At 50.1% G+C, this 23,525-nt stretch carries 22 protein-coding genes; all 22 read right to left on the bottom strand.

Annotated features, from left to right (window positions below; translation table 11 throughout):
* Window positions 1-95 precede the first annotated feature (95 nt).
* The 22 genes from NYE70_RS03120 to NYE70_RS03015 all read right to left on the bottom strand — a co-directional run bounded on the left by NYE70_RS03120 (window position 96) and on the right by NYE70_RS03015 (window position 23,118).
* Window positions 96-962: a 2-oxoacid:ferredoxin oxidoreductase subunit beta gene (locus NYE70_RS03120; RefSeq protein WP_211021424.1), complete on the bottom strand. Its 867-nt coding sequence runs from the start codon at window positions 960-962 to the stop codon at window positions 96-98.
* Window positions 949-2,724: a 2-oxoacid:acceptor oxidoreductase subunit alpha gene (locus tag NYE70_RS03115; protein WP_341044949.1), complete on the bottom strand. Its 1,776-nt coding sequence runs from the start codon at window positions 2,722-2,724 to the stop codon at window positions 949-951. Before NYE70_RS03115 ends, NYE70_RS03120 begins: the two co-directional genes overlap by 14 nt.
* 226 nt (window positions 2,725-2,950) lie before the next feature.
* Window positions 2,951-3,904: a dipeptidase gene (locus tag NYE70_RS03110; protein WP_341044948.1), complete on the bottom strand. Its 954-nt coding sequence runs from the start codon at window positions 3,902-3,904 to the stop codon at window positions 2,951-2,953.
* A 109-nt stretch (window positions 3,905-4,013) separates the two neighbouring features.
* On the bottom strand, window positions 4,014-4,274 hold the full coding sequence (locus NYE70_RS03105) for a stage V sporulation protein S (protein WP_006286829.1): 261 nt from the start codon (window positions 4,272-4,274) through the stop codon (window positions 4,014-4,016).
* A gap of 107 nt (window positions 4,275-4,381) precedes the next feature.
* Window positions 4,382-5,176, bottom strand: coding sequence for a TIGR00282 family metallophosphoesterase (locus tag NYE70_RS03100; RefSeq protein WP_213654282.1), 795 nt, complete (start codon window positions 5,174-5,176; stop codon window positions 4,382-4,384).
* A 76-nt stretch (window positions 5,177-5,252) separates the two neighbouring features.
* Complete coding sequence (rny, locus tag NYE70_RS03095) at window positions 5,253-6,794, bottom strand: ribonuclease Y (protein WP_211021421.1); 1,542 nt, start codon at window positions 6,792-6,794, stop codon at window positions 5,253-5,255.
* A 314-nt stretch (window positions 6,795-7,108) separates the two neighbouring features.
* A complete protein-coding gene (locus NYE70_RS03090; RefSeq protein WP_341044947.1) occupies window positions 7,109-7,960 on the bottom strand; it encodes a regulatory protein RecX in 852 nt (283 codons plus the stop codon).
* A gap of 97 nt (window positions 7,961-8,057) precedes the next feature.
* Window positions 8,058-9,119, bottom strand: coding sequence for a recombinase RecA (gene recA / locus NYE70_RS03085; protein WP_211021420.1), 1,062 nt, complete (start codon window positions 9,117-9,119; stop codon window positions 8,058-8,060).
* A gap of 250 nt (window positions 9,120-9,369) precedes the next feature.
* Complete coding sequence (locus tag NYE70_RS03080; RefSeq protein ID WP_341044946.1) at window positions 9,370-10,635, bottom strand: competence/damage-inducible protein A; 1,266 nt, start codon at window positions 10,633-10,635, stop codon at window positions 9,370-9,372.
* Window positions 10,636-10,669: 34 nt separating this feature from the next.
* Complete coding sequence (gene pgsA / locus NYE70_RS03075) at window positions 10,670-11,257, bottom strand: CDP-diacylglycerol--glycerol-3-phosphate 3-phosphatidyltransferase (RefSeq protein WP_213654161.1); 588 nt, start codon at window positions 11,255-11,257, stop codon at window positions 10,670-10,672.
* A complete protein-coding gene (locus NYE70_RS03070; RefSeq protein WP_213654160.1) occupies window positions 11,254-11,598 on the bottom strand; it encodes a hypothetical protein in 345 nt (114 codons plus the stop codon). The genes pgsA and NYE70_RS03070 overlap by 4 nt, the downstream gene beginning before the upstream one ends.
* 171 nt (window positions 11,599-11,769) lie before the next feature.
* Window positions 11,770-12,261 (bottom strand): YajQ family cyclic di-GMP-binding protein, encoded by a 492-nt coding sequence (locus NYE70_RS03065; RefSeq protein ID WP_211021416.1) that lies wholly within the window; start codon window positions 12,259-12,261, stop codon window positions 11,770-11,772.
* 157 nt (window positions 12,262-12,418) lie between these two features.
* Window positions 12,419-13,459, bottom strand: coding sequence for a helix-turn-helix domain-containing protein (locus NYE70_RS03060; protein ID WP_213654159.1), 1,041 nt, complete (start codon window positions 13,457-13,459; stop codon window positions 12,419-12,421).
* A gap of 74 nt (window positions 13,460-13,533) precedes the next feature.
* On the bottom strand, window positions 13,534-14,304 hold the full coding sequence (locus tag NYE70_RS03055; RefSeq protein ID WP_213654158.1) for a DUF3388 domain-containing protein: 771 nt from the start codon (window positions 14,302-14,304) through the stop codon (window positions 13,534-13,536).
* A gap of 210 nt (window positions 14,305-14,514) precedes the next feature.
* The gene (locus NYE70_RS03050) at window positions 14,515-14,769 is read right to left on the bottom strand and encodes a DUF3243 domain-containing protein (protein ID WP_211021413.1); all 255 of its coding nucleotides are present in this window, start codon (window positions 14,767-14,769) and stop codon (window positions 14,515-14,517) included.
* Between the two features lie 111 nt (window positions 14,770-14,880).
* Complete coding sequence (gene ymfI / locus NYE70_RS03045) at window positions 14,881-15,648, bottom strand: elongation factor P 5-aminopentanone reductase (RefSeq protein WP_211021412.1); 768 nt, start codon at window positions 15,646-15,648, stop codon at window positions 14,881-14,883.
* A 1-nt stretch (window position 15,649) separates the two neighbouring features.
* On the bottom strand, window positions 15,650-16,930 hold the full coding sequence (yfmH, locus tag NYE70_RS03040; protein ID WP_341044945.1) for an EF-P 5-aminopentanol modification-associated protein YfmH: 1,281 nt from the start codon (window positions 16,928-16,930) through the stop codon (window positions 15,650-15,652).
* A gap of 3 nt (window positions 16,931-16,933) precedes the next feature.
* Window positions 16,934-18,214 carry an EF-P 5-aminopentanol modification-associated protein YfmF gene (yfmF, locus tag NYE70_RS03035; protein WP_341044944.1) on the bottom strand — a complete coding sequence of 427 codons (1,281 nt, stop codon included), beginning with the start codon at window positions 18,212-18,214 and terminating at the stop codon, window positions 16,934-16,936.
* A gap of 130 nt (window positions 18,215-18,344) precedes the next feature.
* Entirely contained in the window at window positions 18,345-19,211 is an 867-nt protein-coding gene (gene sleB / locus NYE70_RS03030; RefSeq protein WP_211021409.1) for a spore cortex-lytic enzyme, read from the bottom strand.
* 189 nt (window positions 19,212-19,400) lie between these two features.
* Window positions 19,401-22,067, bottom strand: coding sequence for an FtsK/SpoIIIE family DNA translocase (locus NYE70_RS03025; RefSeq protein ID WP_341044943.1), 2,667 nt, complete (start codon window positions 22,065-22,067; stop codon window positions 19,401-19,403).
* A 65-nt stretch (window positions 22,068-22,132) separates the two neighbouring features.
* Window positions 22,133-22,357 (bottom strand): YlzJ-like family protein, encoded by a 225-nt coding sequence (locus tag NYE70_RS03020; protein WP_211021408.1) that lies wholly within the window; start codon window positions 22,355-22,357, stop codon window positions 22,133-22,135.
* Window positions 22,354-23,118, bottom strand: coding sequence for a ClpP family protease (locus tag NYE70_RS03015; RefSeq protein ID WP_373316805.1), 765 nt, complete (start codon window positions 23,116-23,118; stop codon window positions 22,354-22,356). Before NYE70_RS03015 ends, NYE70_RS03020 begins: the two co-directional genes overlap by 4 nt.
* Window positions 23,119-23,525 lie beyond the last annotated feature (407 nt).

Below are 23,525 nucleotides of genomic sequence, written 5' to 3'. Positions count from 1 at the left end.
CTATATCGATGACGATTCACATCGTTACCCATTATACACTTATTTCAAACAAAAAGGAAAAGGTGTCCGCGTATGGCGGACACCTTTTTTGGGTCTTAAACGAATTCTGCAACAAGTTTGTCAAACTCCGCTTTTTCCAAAGCAAGCGATTGTTGGGCAAGTGGTTCCTCTTTGAAACCATGCACCATATTTTCGTAACTCTTCTTTTCCTTGTTCTGATAAATAAGACCGGTAATCATGCTGCCCGTTTCCATCAGCTTCGACATTGCCATCGCCCGGTTGCTTGGATCATAATCCGGCACCGTGTCCAGATTGATGATATTTTCCTTGAACCAGTCGTAAGTGTTGACTTTATTAAAAGTCACGCAAGGACTGAATACGTTGATGAGCGAGAAGCCTTCATGCTGAATCCCCTGCTCGATCAAGGAAGTCAACTGCTTCAGATCGCTGGAGAACGATTGGGCAACAAAGGTCGCTCCTGAAGCCAGCGCGATTTCCAGCGGAGAAAGCGTGGATTCCACAGATCCTTCCGGCGTACTCTTCGTTTTGAAGCCCTCTCCGCTACGAGGCGAAGTTTGGCCTTTCGTCAGTCCATAAATCTGATTGTCCATGACAATGTAAGTGATGTTGATATTCCGGCGGATCGCATGTACCGTATGTCCCATACCAATAGCGAAGCCGTCTCCGTCGCCACCGGAAGCGATAACCGTCAAATCACGGTTCGCCAGTTTGACGCCTTGGGCGATCGGAAGCGCACGTCCGTGAATCCCGTGCAGACCGTATGCGTTAATGTAACCGGAAATCCGGCCGGAACAGCCGATCCCTGAAATGACAGCCAGGTTTTCCGGCTCAAGCCCTACTGCGGCGGCAGCGCGTTGAATCGCCGCTTGGATGGAGAAATCGCCGCATCCCGGACACCAGTTTGGTTTGATGTTATTACGGAACTCTTTAAAGGTTGCCATTCTTCACCAACTCCTCCTGAGTCAAATTGCCGGCTGCATTTTTGCATCTTTCGAATATTTCCGCAGGCAGGAACGGATTCCCGTCATATTTCAGAACGTTCACGATTTTATCGTGATGTCCGACATTCATTTTGATCAAATTAGCCAATTGGCCGGTTGCGTTATTTTCAAGAACGACGATTTTCTTTGCTTTCTCCATTTGCTCCCGTACTTCTTCAACCGGGAAAGGATGCAACAAGCGAACCGTCATATGGTTTGAAGTGATGCCTTCTCCGTTCAAACGCAGGCGAGCCTGGTCGATCGTTCCGCCGGTAGAGCCCATGCCTACGATCAGAAGGTCCGGTTCTGCGTGAGGCGCGTGCAGGTGAATCGGATTCTCTACATCGAGCTTAGCCAGTTTACGGAAACGTTTATCCATCATCTTCTTGCGGTTCACCGAGCTTTCCGAAGGACGGCCCGCCTCATCGTGCTCCACGCCGGTCACATGATGAATGCCGTTTTTCTCTCCGGGAAGGACCCGCGGCGAGATGCCATTTTCGGTAAATGCGTAACGGTTGAACATGCTCGAATCTTCGCGGTCCGGAATATCCTTGACCATATAGCCCCGGTCGATTTGGATTTTTTCGAAATCCAACGCTTCGCAGGATTGTTTACCGAGCGACAATTGAAGATCCGTCGCCAGGATAACTGGCACCTGATACTTCTCGGCCAGATTGAAGGCCTGAATCGTATCGTAGAAACATTCTTCGATCGAGCTTGGTGCAAGAACGATCTTAGGGATTTCCCCGTGCGTTCCGTAGATCAGGGCGCTAATATCGCTCTGCTCTTGTTTGGTCGGAAGGCCCGTACTAGGACCGCCGCGCTGGGTGTCGACAATAACGACAGGGATTTCGGTCATACCGGCAAGTCCGATCGCTTCCATCATGAGCGACAGGCCCGGCCCCGCCGAAGCGGTCATCGTCCGTACCCCTGCATAACTGGCTCCGATCGCCATCGTAATTGCAGCAATTTCATCTTCCGTTTGAACCACGGTTCCGCCAAACTTCGGCAGCTTTTTGATCAGATATTCCATAATTTCCGAAGCCGGAGTAATCGGATATGCACTCATAATCCGGCAACCGGCTGCCAAGGAGCCCAGTCCGATCGCATCGTTACCGATCATGAACAGCTTTTGCTTGCCGTCGGCCGGTTCCAGCTTAAAGCCTTCAAGAGGTCCCCCTGCAAGTTCCAGGACAAATTCCGCGCCCCGTTTGACCGCTTCAATGTTCTTTTCCACGATCGCCGGACCTTTACGTCCGAATTCTTCTTCCACTGCTTTATTGAATACTTCGAGCGGCAATCCCAGAAGCGCCCAGGATGCGCCGGAAGCGACCATATTCTTCATCAACGAAGTGCCCAGTTCCTCCGCAATGCTCGTAATCGGAACGGCGAACAACTTGGCATCCACGCCTTCCGGAACGACCGGTCCGAATTTAGCGTCCGCCACGATAACTCCGCCGCTGCGAAGCTCATGTGCATTAAAATCGATACTCTCCTGGTCGAAAGCGACTAAAATGTCCAAGTCGTCGGAAATCGCGCGAATCGGCTTGGTACTGATCCGGATTTTGTTGTTCGTATGACCGCCTTTAATACGTGAAGAAAAATGCCGATAGCCGTATAAATAGTAACCCAGTCGGTTCAAGGCCGTTGAAAAAATCCGGTCAGTACTTTCAACACCTTCACCTTGCTGTCCACCGATCTTCCAAGACAATTGACTAATCAAGATCGCCCACCCCTTTATGGTATCGCACTATAATTTAGTTGATATTAGTGCAGACAGAATGTAAACCTGTGAGGAATAGCATAATTACCCCCGACATTTGTGAACATTCTGTTTCAGAGTCATGTCAATTTTATGTCGCAAACATATAAAAAGCAAGCGTTTTCTACCCTTTTTCATATAGTAGTTTTCGATGAAACCAATCTCTTAATTGGATCAATTAAAGCGCTTACTTTTTTTGTGGTAACCACGCCTTCAAAAAAGACAGTGCATTACCGGACAACCAGCCTCTAACAAGCTCCTCCGGATAGTGGCGAAGCAGCAGATTCGCCCATTCCAAATAATGACCCGAATGACGCAAATCCTTGATATGACTCTCGATTCCGTCGAAATCCGAGCCGAACATGATCGCCTTCTCTCCGCCTAAAGAGCAAATATGCTCGATATGGGGAAGGAGATCGCTCGCTTCTACCACAGAGGATTTTTTAACGAACCACGGAACAAAGGTGATCCCTATTCTGCCTCCTAGAGAAACGATGGCTCGAATTTGATCATCCCTTAAGTTTCTTGCATGAGAGCATATACGGTACGCGTTGGAATGGGATGCGATGAACGGGATCCCTTTTTGCTCCGCCCGCTCAGCCAGTTCCCAGAAGCCTTTAATCGATAAATGAGATACATCGAGTATCATGCCTAGCTTATGACAAGCCTTGACAAGTTCGAGCCCCCGGGTGGTAAACCCTCCTCCCCGCGGTTCAAGAATGCCATCCGCAGCCCAATTGGAATAATTCCAGGTCAATCCCAGACAGCGGACACCCCGCTCATAGCAAACCTGCAAATAGTGAAAATTCCCTTCCAGTCCGTCCGCACCTTCTATCGAGAGCAGTCCCGCGGGCTGCCCGGCCGCCTCAGCTTCTACCAGCTCTTCAACCGAGGTAATAGCCGCCACACCGGATTGCAGCACTTTTTGCTTAAACAAATCTATCTGGTCCAGAATATGCCCGAAACCGGGCTTACCGAGCCGCTCCGAGAGATATATCGCAAAGCATTGAAGGCCCACCCCGCCCTGCTCCATCCGCTTCAGGTTGACATCCAGGCGAGTGTCACGCGTAAACTCTAACTCCGAATCCAGCTGCATTTTACTGAGCGCATCGCAATGAAAATCTACGACCTTATACGCCAAGCCGATCCCTCCGCTCTCTTAACTTTATTACCCGATTCGGGGAAAAGAATGCAAAAAAACCTGTCTACTCTATCGTAAACAGGCCTCTCCCGCAAAAAATGCAATTATTTTATCTAGGTTCTACGATCAATTTAATAGCAGTGCGATCTTCGCCATCGATGACGATATCCGTAAAAGCCGGAATACAAATCAAATCGACACCGCTTGGCGCCACAAATCCCCGGGCAATCGCTACAGCTTTGATAGCTTGGTTGAGTGCACCCGCCCCAATGGCCTGAAGTTCAGCAGCGCCGCGTTCTCTTAGTACTCCTGCAAGCGCACCGGCAACGGAGTTAGGATTGGATTTTGCTGAAACTTTTAATACTTCCATGGTTAGTACCTCCTGGGAATAGGTTTGATTGATCCCACTACTTAGAAGATATTCGTGAGACTTCAAAAAATTCCTTCTTTTTTATTCGGAGGCACCTTCCATAAAGCTTAATCCATAATCCATTCGTCTTCGAGCAGACGGATCTTCTCTATTTTCTTGGCATGGCCCGTAGCTTCGTCAATGTCGACTACACAGCCGTGAAACTGCCATTTGCCTTCATCAACCTGAAAACGCACCGGCAACTGGGTCGTAAATTTGCGCAGCACGGCGGAGCGCTCCATACCGAGTATACCTTCACGGGAGCCGACCATGCCGGCGTCCGTCAAATAGGCCGTACCTTGCGGCAACACGGTATCATCGTTACTTTGGACATGGGTGTGCGTTCCGACGACCAAAGAAACCCGACCGTCAAGGTGCCAACCCATAGCGATTTTCTCCGAAGTTGCCTCCGCATGAAAATCGACCAAGATGCATTTGTGCTTCTTGGACAGTTCATCGACGATATCGTCCGCCATCCGAAACGGGTCATCGATCGCCGGCAAAAACGTGCGCCCCATCAAATTGACGAGAGCCAGTTCCTTTCCGTTAGCCTTGATTATAGTAGAGCCTAGCCCAGGCGTGCCTGGCGGATAATTCGCAGGCCGAACCATGCGAGGCTCGTCATCGATAAAGTCAAAAATCTCCTTGTTATCCCACGTATGATTGCCCATCGTAAGCCCGTGGATGCCAAGCTCAAAAAATTCCCTAGCGATTTTGGCGGTAATCCCCCGCCCGGACGCCGCATTTTCTCCGTTGGCGATAATGATGTGCGGATTGTATTTTGATTTCAAGCGCGGCAGCGTTTCCTTTAATGCTTTACGCCCCGTATTTCCTACAATATCTCCAATAAACAGAACTTTAATGTCGGTTCCTCCTCAATGTCGGCTTCTGACAGAATGAAAAAGCGGCCCACTGAGGGGCCACTTTTCAGCATAACCTTTACTTAGCGTATTCAACCGCCCGAGTTTCGCGAATGACGGTAACTTTGATGTGGCCCGGATAATCGAGCTCACTCTCAATCGTCTTCGTAATATCTCTCGCCAATCGGAACGCTTCCGCATCGTCGATCTTCTCAGGCTGCACCATCACGCGCACCTCGCGGCCCGCTTGAATAGCGAAGGATTTCTCCACGCCCTCGAACGATTCGGAAATCTCCTCGAGCTTCTCCAGCCGCCGGATATACGTCTCCAGTGTTTCACGACGCGCTCCGGGTCTCGCCGCCGACAAGGCGTCAGCTGCGCCAACCAGCATCGCAATGACCGAAGTTGCCTCGCAATCCCCATGGTGCGAAGCGATACTGTTGATAACGACCGGATGTTCCTTGTATTTCTTAGCCAGTTCCACGCCGATTTCGACATGAGATCCTTCCACTTCATGATCAAGCGCTTTACCGATATCGTGCAGCAGTCCGGCCCGTTTGGCGAGCGTAATGTCCTCGCCCAGTTCACCGGCCATAAGTCCAGCCAGGTAAGCTACTTCCATGGAGTGCTTAAGCACATTTTGTCCGTAGCTTGTCCGGAATTTGAGACGTCCCAAAATTTTGATTAAATCCGGATGCAGCGCATGAACGCCGACCTCGAAGGTGGCTTGTTCGCCATACTCGCGGATCCGTTCATCAACTTCACGGCGGGATTTATCAACCATTTCTTCAATCCGTGCCGGGTGAATACGTCCGTCCGCCACCAATTTCTCAAGTGCGGTACGGGCAATCTCACGGCGAATTGGATCAAAGCCCGACAAGATAACCGCTTCCGGCGTATCGTCGATAATCAAATCGATACCGGTAAGCGTCTCCAGAGCACGAATATTGCGGCCTTCCCGACCGATAATCCGACCCTTCATCTCTTCGTTTGGCAGCGATACTACGGAAACTGTAGTTTCCGCGACATGATCCGCCGCGCAGCGTTGGATGGCGAGCGTGATGATTTCGCGGGATTTCTTGTCCGCTTCTTCCTTCGCCTGCTGTTCGATGTCCTTAATCATTTGAGCCGTTTCATGGCGAACTTCCTGCTCCACATTGTTTAAAATGATGGTACGGGCATCCTCCATGCTCAAATTCGAAATACGTTCAAGCTCTTGAACCTGACTCTTGTAAATCAGATCAATTTGCTGCTGAGTTTCTTCAATCCGTTTCTCTTTGCCCGCCACTTGCTCTTCTTTACGTTCCAGCGATTCCAATTTTTTATCCAGCGACTCTTCCTTTTGCAACAATCGTCTTTCTTGTCGTTGAATTTCATTCCGACGTTCACGAATGTCTTTATCAGCTTCGGCTCTTAGCTTATGGACTTCGTCCTTCGCTTCAAGAACCGTTTCTTTCTTCAGTGCTTCTGCGTCTTTCTTCGCGTTTTCCAAGATTTGACTTGCAGCTTGTTCCGCACTGGAAATTTTAGCTTCTGCAAGAGATTTGCGAATAAAATATCCGATTCCGAACCCAAAGAATAAAGCGGCTGCAACGAGAACGATCCAGATTCCTGTACTCATCTGTTCACCTCCCCGTTGTTTCCTCCAAGGCATTCCTTGGGATGTTTGCAGTTGTAAATTTTCTCATTCATCATCATACAAAGAATTCATTACAGGCCGTTTAAGGCAAGGCTTTCCATGTGTGAGTGATGCAAAGTTTCCTCCAGCCACAAACGGAAAATTTGGCCTTCATGATTTACAAAATAGAGAATCCTCACAGAGCCCATAATTTTGGAAGGAAAAAAAGGGCCCAAGTAAAAATAGATTCATGTTCATTTTATTATTTGATGAAAGAAATTGTCAAGCAAATGACAAGCAATGTCCGTTTTGCCAAACTAATCATTCTCCCACTCTTCTTCATCGCTGAATCCGTCTTCCCGCCCCAACTCGCGAATGACTCTGGAAACCAGGGATCCGGAGTATCCTCTCCGCATTAAAAAAGACCCTGTCTTGCGTTTCCGGTCAGCCGGTTCTCCTGTCGAAGTACGCCACTTCTTGGCTGCCAGCTCCATGGCACTTTCAAATTCATCATCTTCGCTGACGGTTTGAAGGGCCTCCTCGATTAACGGCTTTGGAACCCCTTTCTGGCGGAGTTCATGACGCACCCATAACTTACCCTTCCCCCGGCCCCGAACGCGCTGGCCGGCCCATTCCTGAGCGTATGCGGCGTCATTGACCAGACCATCTTCCGTCAACCTGCGAACAACCTCGGCCGCCGTCTCCTCGCCCCATCCTTTTTCACCGAGACGCATAGTAATCTCGTAGGCTGTTCGAGGCTTACGGCTTAAATAGTGCAAGGCATCGGCATAGGCCTGCTGCCGTTCATCGGCAAAAACAATCTCTTCCAACTCGCTCTTGGTAAATACAGCACCCTTGATCATTCTGTACTTGATCATGACGTCTTCGTGAACTTCCAATGAGTAAGACCCGAACGAAATACGATACCGGAACTTCGGACGCTTCAGCAACGATACGGAGGTAATGGCCAGTTCGATGTCCTCGGGAAAAGCGTCAATCCCGTCGCCGCCCCCTTCCCCCGCCAGTTCGTTCGAAGAATTTCCCCCGGCAGTGCCGCGGGTCATCTCCCAAAAACTTTCGTCCGAAATGTCCACGATCTCGCCCGGTTCATCCTTCCGTCCCTGTTGTCCTTTCGGCCGACTACCGCGGCTTCCATATCGTTGATCCACCCTTCTTCCGCTCCTTTGTCATTTCATATAATCTCGAATCAAAAAAGCGCTCTGTTCCGGGATCCCCCGGGCCACAGAGCGCTTCGTCAGCATCGGTTTATTCTTCTTCGAAAAGCGCCTGTTCTTCTTGTGACTCAGCTTCAAGTTCGCTAGCTGAAGCAGCAGGTACCGAAGTCGTCAAGTTGCTGGCTTCACGAATCTTCTGTTCAATCGCATTCGCAATTTCCTTGTGCTCTTTAAGATACTGCTTCGCATTCTCGCGTCCTTGTCCCAGACGTTCCCCTGCATAGGAATACCAGGCACCGCTCTTATCCACGATATCTTTCTCAGCGCCAATATCGATAATACTGCCTTCTCTGGAGATACCCTCACCATACATAATATCGATTTCCGCCTGTTTAAATGGAGGCGCAACCTTATTCTTGACGACCTTAATCCGGGTCCGGTTACCTACCATATCATTCCCCATCTTGATCGTTTCTACACGACGGACGTCAAGACGAACCGTAGAATAGAACTTCAAGGCACGACCGCCTGGAGTAGTCTCGGGATTACCGAACATAACGCCGACTTTCTCACGCAATTGGTTAATAAAGATGGCAATCGTCTTGGATTTACTGATGGCACCAGACAATTTACGCAGAGCCTGGGACATGAGACGGGCTTGGAGACCGACGTGGGAATCCCCCATCTCGCCTTCGATTTCCGCTTTTGGAACCAAAGCTGCTACGGAGTCGATAACGATGACATCCACCGCGCCACTGCGTACGAGGGCTTCGGCGATTTCCAGAGCCTGTTCGCCGGTGTCCGGCTGAGACAGCAACAGTTCGTCGATGTTTACGCCCAGCTTGCTTGCATAGGAAGGATCCAGCGCATGCTCCGCATCAATAAATGCGGCTTGTCCACCGATCTTCTGCACTTCAGCGATGGCATGCAGCGCTACCGTTGTTTTACCGGAAGATTCCGGTCCGTATACTTCAATGATCCGGCCGCGGGGAAGTCCCCCGGTACCGAGTGCGATATCTAGTGCCAACGATCCGCTGGGAACGATCTCCACTTGCATATGCGTGGATTCTCCCAGCTTCATGATCGAACCTTTACCGAATTGTTTTTCTATTTGACGAAGCGCCATTTCCAGCGCAGCTTTACGATCTGACAATCAGCTCACATCCTTAAATATGATTGGATACATGATTACTACATTTATAATTGTACCTTGTTTTGGAACGTTTGCCAAGCATTTTTTCGAACATACATTCGTAATTTTTTTGAGCCTGAAAAATCCTCCTTTCCCACTTAATTCCGTCTAACAACAAAAAAAGAACCACAGCAAAACAATTCAGTTTGCTGCGGTTCTTCCGCTGTGTTCAATTATACTCCGCTGCCGCAGAACTGGCAAGGGCACGCCTCTAGGCTTCGACGGCTTCCGTTTTAAGCTGCTTCCAGAGGTGATACAACACCGTTTTCGCAGAACGAATGCGGATCGTATCCCGGTTCCCTTTCAAATTCAATTCGAACACGGCAGTGTCGCCGCCGCGGCGAGAGATCCCGATGTATACAAGGCCGACCGGCTTGCGCTCGGAATAGCCTGGACCGGCCACCCCGGTAATCGACAAGCCGAAATCCGTATCTACAATCATGCGAACCTGCTCGGCCAGCACCTTCGCCGTTTCCGCACTGACCGCACCCGGGGCATCCTCGCCCTCCAGCAAATCATGAGGCACGTTCAGCAGCTTCTCCTTCATCGCATTGGAATAGCAGACGATTCCGCCGAGAAACACAGTTGCACTGCCGGGTATGCTTGTAATCGACTGCATCAGCAGCCCCCCTGTGCAGCTCTCCGCCGCGCTGACGGTAAGTCCCCGCTCTGTCATCATATCGACGATCGTTTTCTCGATCGGGACATCCTCTTCGGCATAGAGGTGATCCGACAGGCGCGAAGCGATTTCTTCTTTCAGCTTATCCAGCTTCTCCATAGCCTCGCTTTGTGTCTTTGCCTTGGTCGAGATCCGGATCGTTACTTCGCTTTCCTTAGCGTAAGGGGCAAGCGTCGGATCGGATTGATTTTCTACAAGGTCAAGCAGGCGGGTCTCAAGCCCGGACTCCCCGATGCCGGCGAACTTAAGCATTTTGGAATAAAGCGGCTCCTCCTGCGTCAAAACATGCTGCAAAATCCACGGCTTGGCCTGCTGTTCAAACATCGGCTTCAGCTCGGAAGGCGGTCCCGGAAGCAAAATATAAAACTTTCCGTTCTCGGCGACGGCATTGCCAACCGCAAGTCCGGTCTCGTTAGGCAAAGGAGTCCCACCGTCAATAGCAAGAGCCTGCCGGCGGTTGTTTTCCGTCATCGGAACGCCGCGTCCCTGGAAAAACCGGTCGATATTGTCCATAGCCATCCGGTCGATATGAAGCGATCTTCCAAGCACCGCAGCCACGGCGTCTTTGGTCAGATCATCCTGAGTCGGACCTAGTCCGCCGGTGAATATGAGCAGATCAGCCCGCTCGGAGCCGAGTTTGATGGCCTGTGATAAGCGTTCTACATTATCGCCAACCACGGTTTGAAAATAGACGTCAATCCCAATGGAAGCTAGTTCCTGAGACAAATATTGTGCGTTTGTGTTTACGATTTGGCCGAGCAGCAGCTCGGTACCGACTGCGATGATTTCTGCCTTCACTGGTCATGTCTCCTTCCGGAGGATAGCGTTCGTATTACATTTTTGAAAAGTTAAGCACGTTCTTATTTTTTACGAAATAGTCAATTCCCGAGTAAATCGTAATAAGAGCAGCCAGCCAAATTGCGATTTGATCAAAAGGGAAGTGTATCCATTCGAACGGGAAATTGTTCAGCAAAAGCGCTGAGATCGCGATAATTTGCGTAATGGTTTTTGCCTTACCCCATTTGCTGGCGGCGATCACCGAGCCTTCAAGCAGCGCCACTTCGCGCAAGCCGGTCACGGCAAACTCACGGCTGATGATTATGACCGCAATCCAGGCGTCGCATTTCCCCATTGCGACAAGCGCAATGAGAACGGCAGCAACTAACAGCTTATCCGCCAAAGGATCGAGCAGTTTGCCCAGATTCGTAACGAGATTATGCTTGCGGGCGATGTACCCGTCAATCCCGTCCGTACTTGCCGCCACAATAAACAAAACAGCGCCGATCAACTGATTTACGGGAAGCGAATAATTTCCCAGCGTCAGCCCATATGACCACCATTCCAAATCCAACAGCAAAAATACAAGCATCAGCGGAATCATAAATATACGGGCTAACGTGATGCGATTGGGCAGATTCATAGGATTGCCTCCCCTGACAGATCATACTCGCAAGCTGGTGTAATGCGGACTTTGACCAGATCCCTCATACCGGCTAAACTGCCGACCGCCGCATGATTATCAACACCCTGCCTGCTATGCTTGTTTCCGTTATCTTTAGCGGAAGAACGCTGAATCTTTATCAACGTGCCGGCACGCCGTTCCTCGGCCTCTTCTTCATCATATTTTATGTAGGTCGAATACCGGACGGTACTCCGAAAGAGCGGCGAGCCCTCTTCATAATTAAACATCGGGTTTCTGACTTGAATCGGCCTATCCCCAGTCGAAGCCCCGAGTGTAACGACTTTCACTATTTCTGTCATGAATTCGATCCCCCATTGCTATAAGCCATGCTCCCATTTTAAAAACCTAATTAAGTATAATATTTCCGAAACAATACTGTCAAAACCACATATAACAACCAAAAATCGATGTTCATTGAAAAAAAGAGCCCCGCGCGGAGCCACTGGCACAGCGAGAGACCGGATGCTTGCTTATTTCATATTCGTAAATTGCAAATCAACGGTAAGATCCGCTTTACGGAGCATTTGAATAATCTGCTGCAGGTCGTCCCTGCTCTTGCCGGTGACGCGGATTTGATCGCCTTGGATCTGGCTCTTCACTTTCAGCTTGGAGTCCCGGATCAGCACGTTAATCTTCTTAGCGTTCTCCTGATCGATTCCCTGTTTCAGGTTGATCCGTTGACGGACCGTGCCGAGCGAAGCCGGCTCAACCTTTCCGTAGTCCAGGTTTTTGATCGGTAAACCGCGCTTGATCATTTTCGACTGTAAAATATCGATTACCGCATTCAGCTTGTACTCGTCATCGGACAGGATCACCAGCACATCCTTTTCGACCTTCAACTCGCTTTTGCTGCCTTTAAAATCAAACCGGTTGGCAATTTCCCGCTCGGTCTGGTCGATCGCGTTGGTCAATTCCTGCATGTCCATTTTCGATACGATGTCAAAAGAACTTTCAGAAGCCATCATTCACATTCCTTTCCAATAGAGGTAGTTCAAAAAGTCACCTTATTCAACACATATCATAATTATATGTAAAAGATTTCGCAAAGTCGAGTCGACGCGCTTTCCCAATAAAAAATAAAGGACGTCCCTGACCGTTATCCGGTCAAAGACGCCCGTATTATTCGGCGTTATTTGCACTACCGTCACTGCTGGTTCCATCGGTTGTGCTGTTATCCAATCCATTGCTTCCATTAGCCGATCCTGCGTCGGCACTGCCCAGGTTTAACTGGATTTTGGAAGTGTTCTTCCCGTCCGTGACCACTTGGTCTCCGACGGTAATCGTCGTATTCGAAGACGCACCCGACTTAATGAACAAGCCTTCCGGTCCCAGTTCATAGGTGAGAACCTCACCCTCGGTGGTATTGTCGAAATACAGTTTTTCTCCGCCCTTGTCGCCTTTGCGGACTTCTACCCAGCTTTTGCCCGTAGCATTGATCACTACCTGGACAGGCTGGCTTCCGGCTGATTGAACCAGAAATTTGGTCGTGCTTCCTTCCTTCCCGTCGGGAGCGACAACCACAGTCCCTACGCCGGTATCCGTACCGGTGTCAGTACCTGTATTCGTACTACCGTTACCTTCCGTACCGTTGCTGCCGTTATCGGTTCCATTTGTACCGTTATTGCCCGCAGTACCGTTTCCGGCAGTACCCTCATTGCCTGTACCCGCATTAGTCCCGTTCTGTCCCGTGTTTCCGGTCCCGCCGTTTCCTTCCGATCTGGTGTCCGTCACCGGTGTTTGATCAGGCTGGTTGTCCTTGGCCTCGTCGCTTTTGCCCCAAACCGTGAAATACATATAAATCACTACGAGAATCAGCACGGCAAACGACCACATCAGTGTCGTCGACAACCATTTAGAATTTCTCTCCGCCGTTCTGGAACTGCGCCGCTTCTGAAGTACAGGCTCCATCGTCGGTTCAGGGGCCACATCCGGAACATGCTGCTTATGTTCGTTCAGCAGTTCATCTGGGTCCACACCCACCGCTTCGGCATATGTCTTAATAAAGGCCCGCACGTAGAAACTTCCCGGTAAAACTTTATAATCCCCCGCCTCGATGGCTTCCAAATACCGCTTGCGAATTTTTGTCATTTCTTGAACATCATCCAGAGACAAGCCTCTGGCAAGTCGGGCTTCCTTTAATTGCTGGCCCAAATCCGACACGACCATCACCTCCTGTAATTATTAAATATCATGAAATCCATGTATGGATTTATTTACATATCTTAAATTTAAGTTCATAGCTCATCGCTATAATAATTTGTAGTGAACGTATCATTAACGATTTGCTCGTCAGGATTGTTACGCAATTCTATAATAATGTCAAAATCGTCATAATTATATTCGGATTCCTTGATAAAAACATCCGGATGCTCAATAACGATTGTCGAAGGCATTTTCATCAAGTCACGAATCAGTTGGAAGTGCTTTTCATTGGAACGAAGCGTGCTCACGATCCCGTCGATGATAAACACGTTATTCGGGTTCATTTCGTCTTCGGACAGCTGACTGCGTACCGTTTGCCTGAGCAGCGTCGAGGATACGAAGGTCCATCGCTTCATCGCGCAGACGCTCCCTGCGATAATGGACTCCGTCTTACCCACGCGGGGCATTCCCCTGAGGCCGATGACCTGGTGACCGTCCCTTTTTAATACTTCACCCAAAAAATCAACAAGCAACCCAAGCTCATCCCGGGTAAAACGGAATGTTTTGTGGTCGTCGGAATCCCTAACGATGTAACGGCCGTGCCGCACGGCCAAAAGATCGACCAACCGGGGGCTTCGCAGGGCGGTAACCGTAATGCTGTCGACCTTGCGGAGAGTCCGGTCAATCAGAGCGATTTTGTCGTCATCATCGCTTTCCAGAAGCAGACCGCGGGTTTCCCCCTCCACTCCGTTAATCGTCAAAATATTAACTTCAAGCATCCCGAGCGTAGAGGCAATGTCTCCAAGCAAACCGGGACGGTTTTTATGTATTTTATATTCCAAATACCATTGTTTCGACTCCATCCATACACCTTCTCTAAGTCCTCTACACTATTCGACAAAATCGGCCCGATTTCCTGCACAGTTCATGAAAAGTCAGCTGTCGGTTCAATGGCCAAAAAATGCGAACAGAATATGAATACGTGTTTTATGATATATAAAATAGAATTGAAAGGCAAGCCGCGGTATTTAGATTGGAGAAAAGCCCCCTGTAAGGGAGCTTTTCTGACCGGACTATGCGTTTTTCTTGGCCAGCTTAACCATCAGTCTGGCTATGGTTCGGCGTTCCTCTTCACTGCCCACGTCCCAAATTTCCTTCAGTGCGCGGTTGGACTCGTTTTGAGGATCCACCTTGTCGTCAAGAAACCCGCCGATTTCATAAGCGAGATTAGCGATAGCTTCCTCGCTCATGCCCGTATTTTCCGCGTGTTTGACGCGGTCACCGAGAAACTTTTTCCAGTTATCGAAATTTTTGAGTACTGTTGACATTTATAAATCCTCCTTCGATTGGCGATTTAAAATCAACAGTTGTAATATGCGATGATTGCCGTGTCTTTATTCGCTCAGACGGTCTGGGTAATTCCGTCAACACGAATTCCTTTAAGTTACCCAGCCACCGTTGGGACTAATTATTTGTCCGGTAATATATCCCGACTCCGGCAACGCAAGAAAATAGACGAGCGAAGAAATTTCCTGCGGAGAAGCCAGTCTTCCGGCGGGAATTTCTTCCTCCAGCTGCTTCAGTTCATCTTCGTCAAAACGGGCCATCATTTCCGTCTTTACCGCGCCGGGAGCAACGGCATTCACTGTAACGCCCGAAGGCGCCAATTCTTTGGCCAACGCCTTCGTGAAGGCATTTACGCCTCCCTTGGCTGCAGAATAAACAACCTCGCAAGAACCGCCTGAAATCCCCCATACCGAGGACACGTTAATGATCCGCCCGAACCGCTGAGAAATCATGTACGGCATAAAAGCCTGGCTGCACAGGAATACGCTCTTCAGATTTACGTCCATCACGTCATCCCATTCCGCTTCATCCACATCGGAAAGCAGTCCGTAATGGGATATGCCGGCGTTATTAACGACAATATCAGGCCTTAACCCATGACTCTCCAATTTATCCTTCATCCGGAGAATTTGTTCCTTGCTCCGTAAATCCGCCGAAACCGTGTACACCTTGGCTCCCTCTTCCATGCACTTGCGGGCGACCTCGTTAGCCGCCTCATGCGAGTTCATGTAGTGGATCACAACATTCATACCGACCGACGCGAATCGGAGCGCAATTTGCGCTCCGATTCCCCTGCTGGCGCCGGTGACCAATACGGTCATCTCACCGATGTTCTTCTCTATCCCATGATTTGATACCATCTTACGGACTCACCACCAGCGAGACGGACAGCTGTTCCCAATCGATATGCTCACGCAGGCGGGTGTTTACCTCTTCCAGCGTCAATGACTCATAGACCGGAAGCACCTGAAACAAATCCCCGCCGCGGAAGCGATAGCGGGTGAACTCATGAGCGATATTTTCCGGAGAGTTAAGCATTCTTAAATAGCCGCCAATCTTCTTCTTGCGGGCACGTTCGAAATCCTCTTCGCGGAACCCGGCGGCCGTCACGCTCTTGATTTCCTCGGTGATAACCTGCATCAGGCGTTCCGGGTCCTTCGTGTCCCCGCCGATCGCGGAAAAGGCATAATTCGGGTTGCTATTGTACTCGTGAGAGAAGCTGTCGGATATCAAATCAAGATCATACAGCTTCTGGTACAGCCGGGTGCTTGAACCGAGCAACAAGTCCAGCGCCAGCTTGGTTGCAAGATCGCGCCGCAGCAATTCCTCGCCTTCAAATCCCAGCTTGGTTTCCTTAAAGCCGAACAGGCATTTAGGGAGTGACACAGGCAGCTTGGATTCGCGGCGTTTTTCATTAACGGCAAGCGGTTCTTCGTCAAACAGGCGGTCGATGGCGCCTTGCGGCTTATATTCCTTGGTGGCCTGGTTTTCCCTAACCAGTTGGAACACTTCCTCGGCATTCACGCCTCCGACGATAAACAGCAGCATATTGCTTGGATGGTAAAATGCGTTATAGCAGGTATACAGCGTTTCCTTCGTAATCGTCCCGATCGACTCCACCGTACCGGCAATATCGATATGTACCGGGTGGACGCCATACATCGCTTCAATCAGGCCGAAATAAACTCTCCAATCCGGATTGTCGCGGTACATGCCGATTTCCTGGCCGATAATTCCCTTTTCTTTTTCCACATTCTGATCCGTGAAATAAGGATGCTGCACAAAGTTAATCAACGTTTCCAGGTTTTCCTTGATATTCTCGGTGGCCGAGAATAAATAAACCGTCTGATCAAAGCTAGTAAAAGCGTTGGCGGAAGCCCCTTGGGAAGCGAACTTGGCAAAAATGTCGCCTTCCGGCTCCTCGAACATTTTGTGCTCAAGGAAATGGGCGATTCCGTCTGGTACGGAAACCTCTTCTTCTCCGGCTACCCGGAAATGATTGTCGATAGAACCGTATTTCGTCGAAAAGGTAGCGTAGGTTTTCTGGAATCCCGGCTTGGGCAGAACGTACACCTGCAGCCCGTTATCCATCGTTTCGCGGTACAACGTTTCCTGTAATCTGTCATAAGTGATCGCTTCCACCGGTCATCCCTCCTTTTGCCCTGTTAAAAAGTAAATGGTGTCAAGCTGGAACGTTTCGGCCGCATCGACCACGTCTTTCGTGCCCACCTGCTCCACTTGGCTTAACAGCAGTTCCGCCGGGCGGTCTTTCCCGGAAAGTACCCGGTTAAAGTCGTAAGCGATCATTTCAAAGGCCGAATCCTGCATTTCAAGCAGACTGTTGCGGATCATCGCCTTGGTCTGGCTTATTTCAAGTTCAGAGATTTCTCCGGCACGCATACTCGCAAGCTGGGCCTGAATAATGGTAAGCGCCTTCTCGTAGTTCTCAATCTCGATGCCCGACTGAATCGTCATCAGACCTTTATGGCCGTCATAACGCGAAGCTGCATAATAGGCCAGGCTTTCTTTCTCGCGTACGTTCATAAACAGCTTGGAATGCGGATAGCTGCCCAGAATTCCACTGTAAAGCAAGGCGGAGGCATATCGTTCGTCCCCGTAAGTAATCGGCGTGCGAAGACCGAGGTTTAGCTTGCCCTGATTGACGTCCAGGCTTTCTTTGATGGTCCGTACTTCTTTGGAGACAACTTCACTGTGCTCTGGAGCATACTCTGGCGTAGAGGAGCGCTTAAGATCGAACATCTTCTCTACAAGGTCCTGCACCTCCGAAAGGGAAGTATCCCCGACTACATACAGATCCAGGCTGGCCTGCTCCAGCCAATTCCGGTAAGCGGCGTATAGCGAATCCGGCGTTATGCCGTCCAGATCGCTGCGTTGTCCGAGCGGATGCAGACGGTAAGGATCATCTTTGAACATCTCCTCGATGCAACGTTCCGCTGCGTACCGGATTTTATCATTGATGATGCTCTCCAGCTTCTGGCGGACATTTTCCCGTTCGGAAGCTACATAGGAAGGCCGGAAAGCCCCGTTCTCCAAAACCGGCTTGGTGACGACTTCACCGAGAAAAGCGAAAGACTTTGCCAGCAGCGACTCATCGCTCTGCACAAATGAATCGTTAATGGTATCCATTCTAAATTGCACGATTTGATAATTTCCACGTTTATACACATCAAAACCGAAGCCTGCGCCATAAAGACGCTCAAGCTGCTCCCGGAACTGAATCGTTTCCGGATAAGAGGCCGTGCCCCTTCTTAGGACAAAAGGGGTTAATGCCGTCGTTGTTACCGTCTTGCTGTCCAGCGGGATGCCCGCATACAGGGAAACGGCAAACGTCTTGAAGCGGGTCGTAGGCAGAACATGGATCCGAATATGACCCGCGCTGCCGCGTTCGAAAATCGTCTTGTTCAAGACCAAAACTCCTTTACGAGAGACTATTGGTGCGCGCTGCGATAACAAAATTCAGTTCCATTCTATACCAATTCAAAGGAAAGAAGCAACCTGGCGGATCAAGCGGCTGCTTCTTTTCCATGCGTAAAATTTACATGCAGAATATGTGTTTTCCTATCGTTTTAACTTGAGGCCGAGTCCAAATCCATTTGGAGGTCGCTGTTTCCGGATTAAAATAATACAGACATCCTCCGGTAGGATCCCATCCGTTTAAAGCCTGCTGTACCGCTTTTCGGGCATTCTCATTCGGTTCCAGCCAGATTTGTCCATCCGCTACCGCAGTAAACGCGCCAGGCTGAAAAATTACGCCGGAAGCCGTGTTCGGAAAACTCGGCGACTTCACCCGATTTAAAATGACGGCAGCTACAGCTACTTGACCTTCAAAGGGTTCGCCCCGGGATTCACCATAAACCGCGTTGGCCATGATTTTCAGATCATTCTCCGAGAGCCCCATACCGTTTGACGGAGACAAATCCGTGTTTTCGGCTTTAGGCTTCTCATTTCCGGTTTGTGCCGTTTCTTTGCCTGCTTGACCATTTGCCTGACCAGCTTGTCCTTGTCCTTGCCCCTGGCCCTGGTTGGCATACTCCATGCCGGGCTTCCAAGCTTTTGTCGCATTATATAGCTTCAACTTTGTTTTGGGACCGGCCAAGCCGTCAACCTTCATTCCGAATTCCGATTGGAACCATTTGAGCGATTCCTTTGTTTTTGGACCGAACTGGCTGTCCAGCTTACCATGATAAAACCCTAGAAAAGCCAGGCGCCCCTGCAGCTCATAAACGTCTTTGCCAAACGCACCGTAGTCGATGACCTGTTCGCTAAAAACAGGAACGGCATGCTTGGGCGTTTCTTGCTTCAGTTCTACATCGTTTGATTGACGCAGATAGCTGTATCCGTAAAAGATTCCGAACAAAAGCAGCACTAAACCTGCGGCAAACCATATCTTCATATTTTTCATAACGTTTAGCTCTACCTTTCTATTGTGGATTAACATAGTTGGATGACATTATTATGACAAGCCCAGACCCTTCCTATTCACCACACAGAATTGCCGGAATTGGCGAGCTGCTGCAGCCGGTTAAAATCCATGCAAAAAACCCCGCCGTTATAACGGCGGGGCTTGATATCCTGACGATTTCATTGTCGATCAGGACGAAATTTTACCGACTTTGTACTGATCCATACTCATCAATACTTCCCTCGGCTTGCTGCCTTCATAAGGCCCTACAATGCCTCTGGCCTCCATAGAATCGATTAAACGGGCCGCTCGGGTATACCCGACGCGCATCCGCCGCTGTAGCAGCGATACGGAAGCCTGTTTAGCCTCCAGCACGATTTGTACGGCTTGGTCGTACAATTCGTCCAGCACTTCCTCCTGTCCGGATGTGTCTTCCTCGATCTCAGGAACAAGGCTTTCATCATATTCGGCCTGTCCTTGTCCGCGTACATAGTTTACAATTGCTTCCACTTCCTGATCACTCATAAATGCACCCTGCACTCGGACCGGTTTGGAAGCGCCCATCGGCATGAACAACATATCGCCCCGTCCGAGCAGCTTCTCCGCGCCGGCCATATCGAGTATGGTACGGGAATCCACCTGTGAGGATACGCCGAAGGCGATCCGCGACGGAATGTTCGCCTTGATAACCCCGGTAATAACGTCGACGGACGGACGCTGGGTCGCGATGATCAGATGGATCCCTGCCGCCCGGGCCATCTGGGCCAGACGTGCGATCGCGTCCTCCACATCGTTTGCTGCGACCATCATCAGGTCGGCAAGCTCGTCCACGATAACGACGATATATGGCAGCACCGCGTCCGGATTCTCTTTCATCATTAAGTTGTAACCCTCAATATTGCGGGCACCTGACTTGGAGAACAGCTCATACCGTTTCTCCATTTCCACGACGATCTTCTTGAGGGCAAGTGAAGCCCGGCGCGGATCGGTCACCACAGGTGTCAGAAGATGCGGAATTCCGTTATATACGTTGAGTTCGACCATTTTGGGATCGACCATCATAAATTTAACTTCATCCGGCTTCGCCTTATACAAAATGCTCGTTATGATCCCGTTGATACATACGGACTTCCCGGAGCCCGTAGCACCTGCTACGAGCAGATGGGGCATTTTCGCCAGATTGCCGACGATCGTTTGTCCGGAAATATCGCGGCCAAATGCGATGGACAGCTTGGATTCCGCATCCACAAAGGTCGGCGTCTCCATCACTTCCCGCATGGTTACCAGCGATACCTCATTGTTCGGCACCTCAATGCCGATCGCCGATTTGCCCGGGATCGGCGCTTCCATCCGGATGTCTTTAGCTGCCAGCGCCAGGGCAATGTCATCGGTAAGGTTGACGATCCGGCTTACTTTGACCCCGATATCGGGCTGGATTTCATAGCGCGTCACTGCTGGTCCGCGTACGACTTCAAGCACGCGCGCCCGAACGCCGAAGCTCTCCAGCGTAGCTTCCAGCTTGCGGGCTGTCTGCATATAATCAGCCTGATCGCCGGATTTCGCCCCGCCTCCAGGTTTGGATAACAGCCGGAATGACGGCAGCTTGTACGGCTTGGGAGCCGGTTTGGGCGGAGGGGCAATGATTATATCATCCGCCGCACCTTCTAGACTATCCGCTCCCGCTTCCGGGCCTGTCTCCTGCCCTTCGGCAGACAATAAGCCGTCCGCGGCTACCGGTTCAAGATCACCGGACAGAGCTTCCATCTCCGCAGCCGGATTACCTTCAAACACTGCATCTTGCAGTTCTTCCGATTCGGGGTCATCCAAACCGGGTTGGCCTTCGCGCTGAATATGATCAAAAAAGTCCCGGATAATCGGACCCGTTTCAACAGATGAACGTTCAACGGCCGCTCCTGGAATCGGACGATCATCATCCGCAGATTCATTCCCTGTAAAACCTCGATACTCCAGTTCATTCCAGTTAATATCTTGATTCCCAGCCGAATCCTCGTCCTCATAAGCGGGATTTTGCTCAGGCTCATGAGCTTCGACCGGTTTCTCCTTGAAACCGAAGAGCTGAAAAAATACCGGCTTTTGTTTCTGCTTGGATGACGGAACCGGAGGCGACAATTCTTCCTCCTCTTCCTCCACTTCTTTCGGGACGGTGATGACTGGTTTCGGTGTCTTCTTCGCTTTGTTCGTCACGGGCACAGGACGGAGCATGCGGATTTTTTTGCCGAGAAGCTCTCCGAAACCGCCCATTCTGGAACGAAGCAGCCGGACCATCTCCACATATGATAAACCGGTAACCAGCATGAAGCTGATTGCAAGCATGACGATCATAATCAGTTTTGCCCCTGCCATCCCGAATAGCGAATAGAGCAGCGCAAATTCCAGACCACCTATGTACCCGCCGCTAATATTCAAGTTCAGCAAACTGAATCCGGAATCCGCCGATGCAGGATGAAACAAGGCCCCTTGAAGATCACGATGAATTTGGCCCATGATATTGCCGAAGCTTAATGAGACGACAGGAGACAATTTTTGCCCCATTGCCGAAATCGTACTCATCAATACAAAAGCGAGGACAGCAAGTAAAAATCCGCTGCGGCGCGTTGTCCACTTCGTTGGCCATTTCCGTCTGATCATCACAGCCAGTCCGACAAAAATGCCGATTAAAGGAATCACGAAATAAAACTTGCCAAGAATGAGCGCCGACATTTTCGAGAGCGTTCTGCCGACGGCTGCCTCCCCGGACAAGGCAATGATGGATAAAGTGATCAGGATGATCCCATAAATTTCATATTTGAGCATACTTCCAAGAGCTGCCTTTTTCTTCTTACGTTTGCGTGCCAAACAGGAACACCCCCCAGATGAATATTATACCATAATCACCGGAGGGTACCATACATATGTTCCCGCTATCTTAACGGAACGGGCAAAAAAGCAATTTGACTTCCCGGAGCGTAAGCCGGGTTTAAATAATCATCTAAACCGCATCGGAGAAGACGAACAATGGTGGCACGGTTTCCCGGCTCCATACGTACCTGCATCAATATTCCGCCAACCTCGATCTCATTGTACATATCGTTAATTTCCGGCTGTTCCCAATAAGCCTCTTCGGGTATGATCGTATAGTGGGTCATTGCGTAATCCCTCCTGCAGGCTGTACATTCCTCCGCGATTCGATCAGGGTATTCAATTTACTCAACCCTTCGCCGATACCGCCAATACCGTCAATCAATCCGTATTTGACCGCATCATTGCCGCCAACAGCCGTACCGATATCCCGATTTAATTCTCCCGTTTTGAACATCAGCTCTTTAAAGGTATCCTCAGGAATCCGTGAATGCGCAGTAACGAAGCGGACGACCCGCTCCTGCATCTTTTCGATGTATTCAAAGGTTTGCGGTACTCCGATGACAAGTCCGGTCATCCGGATCGGGTGAATTGTCATCGTCGCGCTTTCGGCAATAAAGGAAAAGTCCGAGGCTACGGCAATGGGCACACCGATGCTATGCCCTCCGCCAATGACAACCGTAACGGTCGGCTTGGACAATGAAGCTATCATTTCCGCGATGGCGAGGCCCGCTTCCACGTCCCCTCCCACCGTATTCAAAATAATCAGCAGACCTTCAATCCGCGGATTTTGCTCCGCGGCCACGAGTTGGGGAATCAAATGCTCGTATTTCGTCGTTTTATTTTGTGGAGGAAGCACGAGATGTCCTTCGATCTGACCAATGATCGTCAAACAGTACACATTTGATTCGCCAGGGGTAGGCACGGCGGTTTGTCCCAGCTGTTGAATGGCTTCAGTTACCGCTGCGGTCTTTTTTTCCGAATCCGGCTGTACCGGTGGCATTTCCGCCTCCTGGTTCGCCGCTGATCTTCCGGTTTCTTTGTTCATGTCGTCACGCTTCCTTCCAGCCCTCGGGCCTGTTGTCGTCGCTTGCGATCCATACATGAGCTAGTATGCCGACCTTCTCCCGGTCTCTATTCCCGCCGAATTACTGTCAGCTTCAAGAGGTTGTTCAAAAAGTCATCTTTCCATGACGAAGCAGATCAGGATAAAAATTCGACGTCGAATCTTGAATTCAGCCGGGCCTTCCGTTGCTCACTTACCTTATGTACGCTCCGCTACTCAGTCCCTATCTTCATCCAACCTTCTTGGTCCGGAAAACCCGACTTTTTGAACACGCACTTCAAACCAAAAAGTCCCTTACCATAAGTTTCTTAAACTCAACTCAAAAAGCCTCCTCTCCCGCAAGGAACCGTCCAATATTACCGGCAGGAGAAGAGGCGACTGTGTGCCTA

Source organism: Paenibacillus sp. FSL R5-0407 (assembly GCF_038009185.1).
Taxonomy (GTDB): domain Bacteria; phylum Bacillota; class Bacilli; order Paenibacillales; family Paenibacillaceae; genus Fontibacillus; species Fontibacillus vini.
The sequence above is the reverse complement of the archived record's forward strand: the minus strand, read 5'-3'. Positions and strand labels throughout refer to the sequence as shown.

Bases quoted from the DNA above. Each gene is read 5' to 3' on its own strand.
- ymfI (WP_211021412.1), bottom strand. From the start codon at position 15,648: ATGGTATCAAATCATGGGATAGAGAAGAACATCGGTGAGATGACCGTA.
- sleB (WP_211021409.1), bottom strand. From the start codon at position 19,211: ATGAAAAATATGAAGATATGGTTTGCCGCAGGTTTAGTGCTGCTTTTG.
- NYE70_RS03020 (WP_211021408.1), bottom strand. From the start codon at position 22,357: ATGACCCACTATACGATCATACCCGAAGAGGCTTATTGGGAACAGCCG.
- pgsA (WP_213654161.1), bottom strand. From the start codon at position 11,257: ATGAATCTGCCCAATCGCATCACGTTAGCCCGTATATTTATGATTCCG.
- NYE70_RS03055 (WP_213654158.1), bottom strand. From the start codon at position 14,304: ATGGAGTCGAAACAATGGTATTTGGAATATAAAATACATAAAAACCGT.
- NYE70_RS03015 (WP_373316805.1), bottom strand. From the start codon at position 23,118: ATGAACAAAGAAACCGGAAGATCAGCGGCGAACCAGGAGGCGGAAATG.
- rny (WP_211021421.1), bottom strand. From the start codon at position 6,794: ATGAGTACAGGAATCTGGATCGTTCTCGTTGCAGCCGCTTTATTCTTT.
- NYE70_RS03050 (WP_211021413.1), bottom strand. From the start codon at position 14,769: ATGTCAACAGTACTCAAAAATTTCGATAACTGGAAAAAGTTTCTCGGT.
- NYE70_RS03070 (WP_213654160.1), bottom strand. From the start codon at position 11,598: ATGACAGAAATAGTGAAAGTCGTTACACTCGGGGCTTCGACTGGGGAT.
- NYE70_RS03065 (WP_211021416.1), bottom strand. From the start codon at position 12,261: ATGGCTTCTGAAAGTTCTTTTGACATCGTATCGAAAATGGACATGCAG.
- NYE70_RS03105 (WP_006286829.1), bottom strand. From the start codon at position 4,274: ATGGAAGTATTAAAAGTTTCAGCAAAATCCAATCCTAACTCCGTTGCC.
- NYE70_RS03120 (WP_211021424.1), bottom strand. From the start codon at position 962: ATGGCAACCTTTAAAGAGTTCCGTAATAACATCAAACCAAACTGGTGT.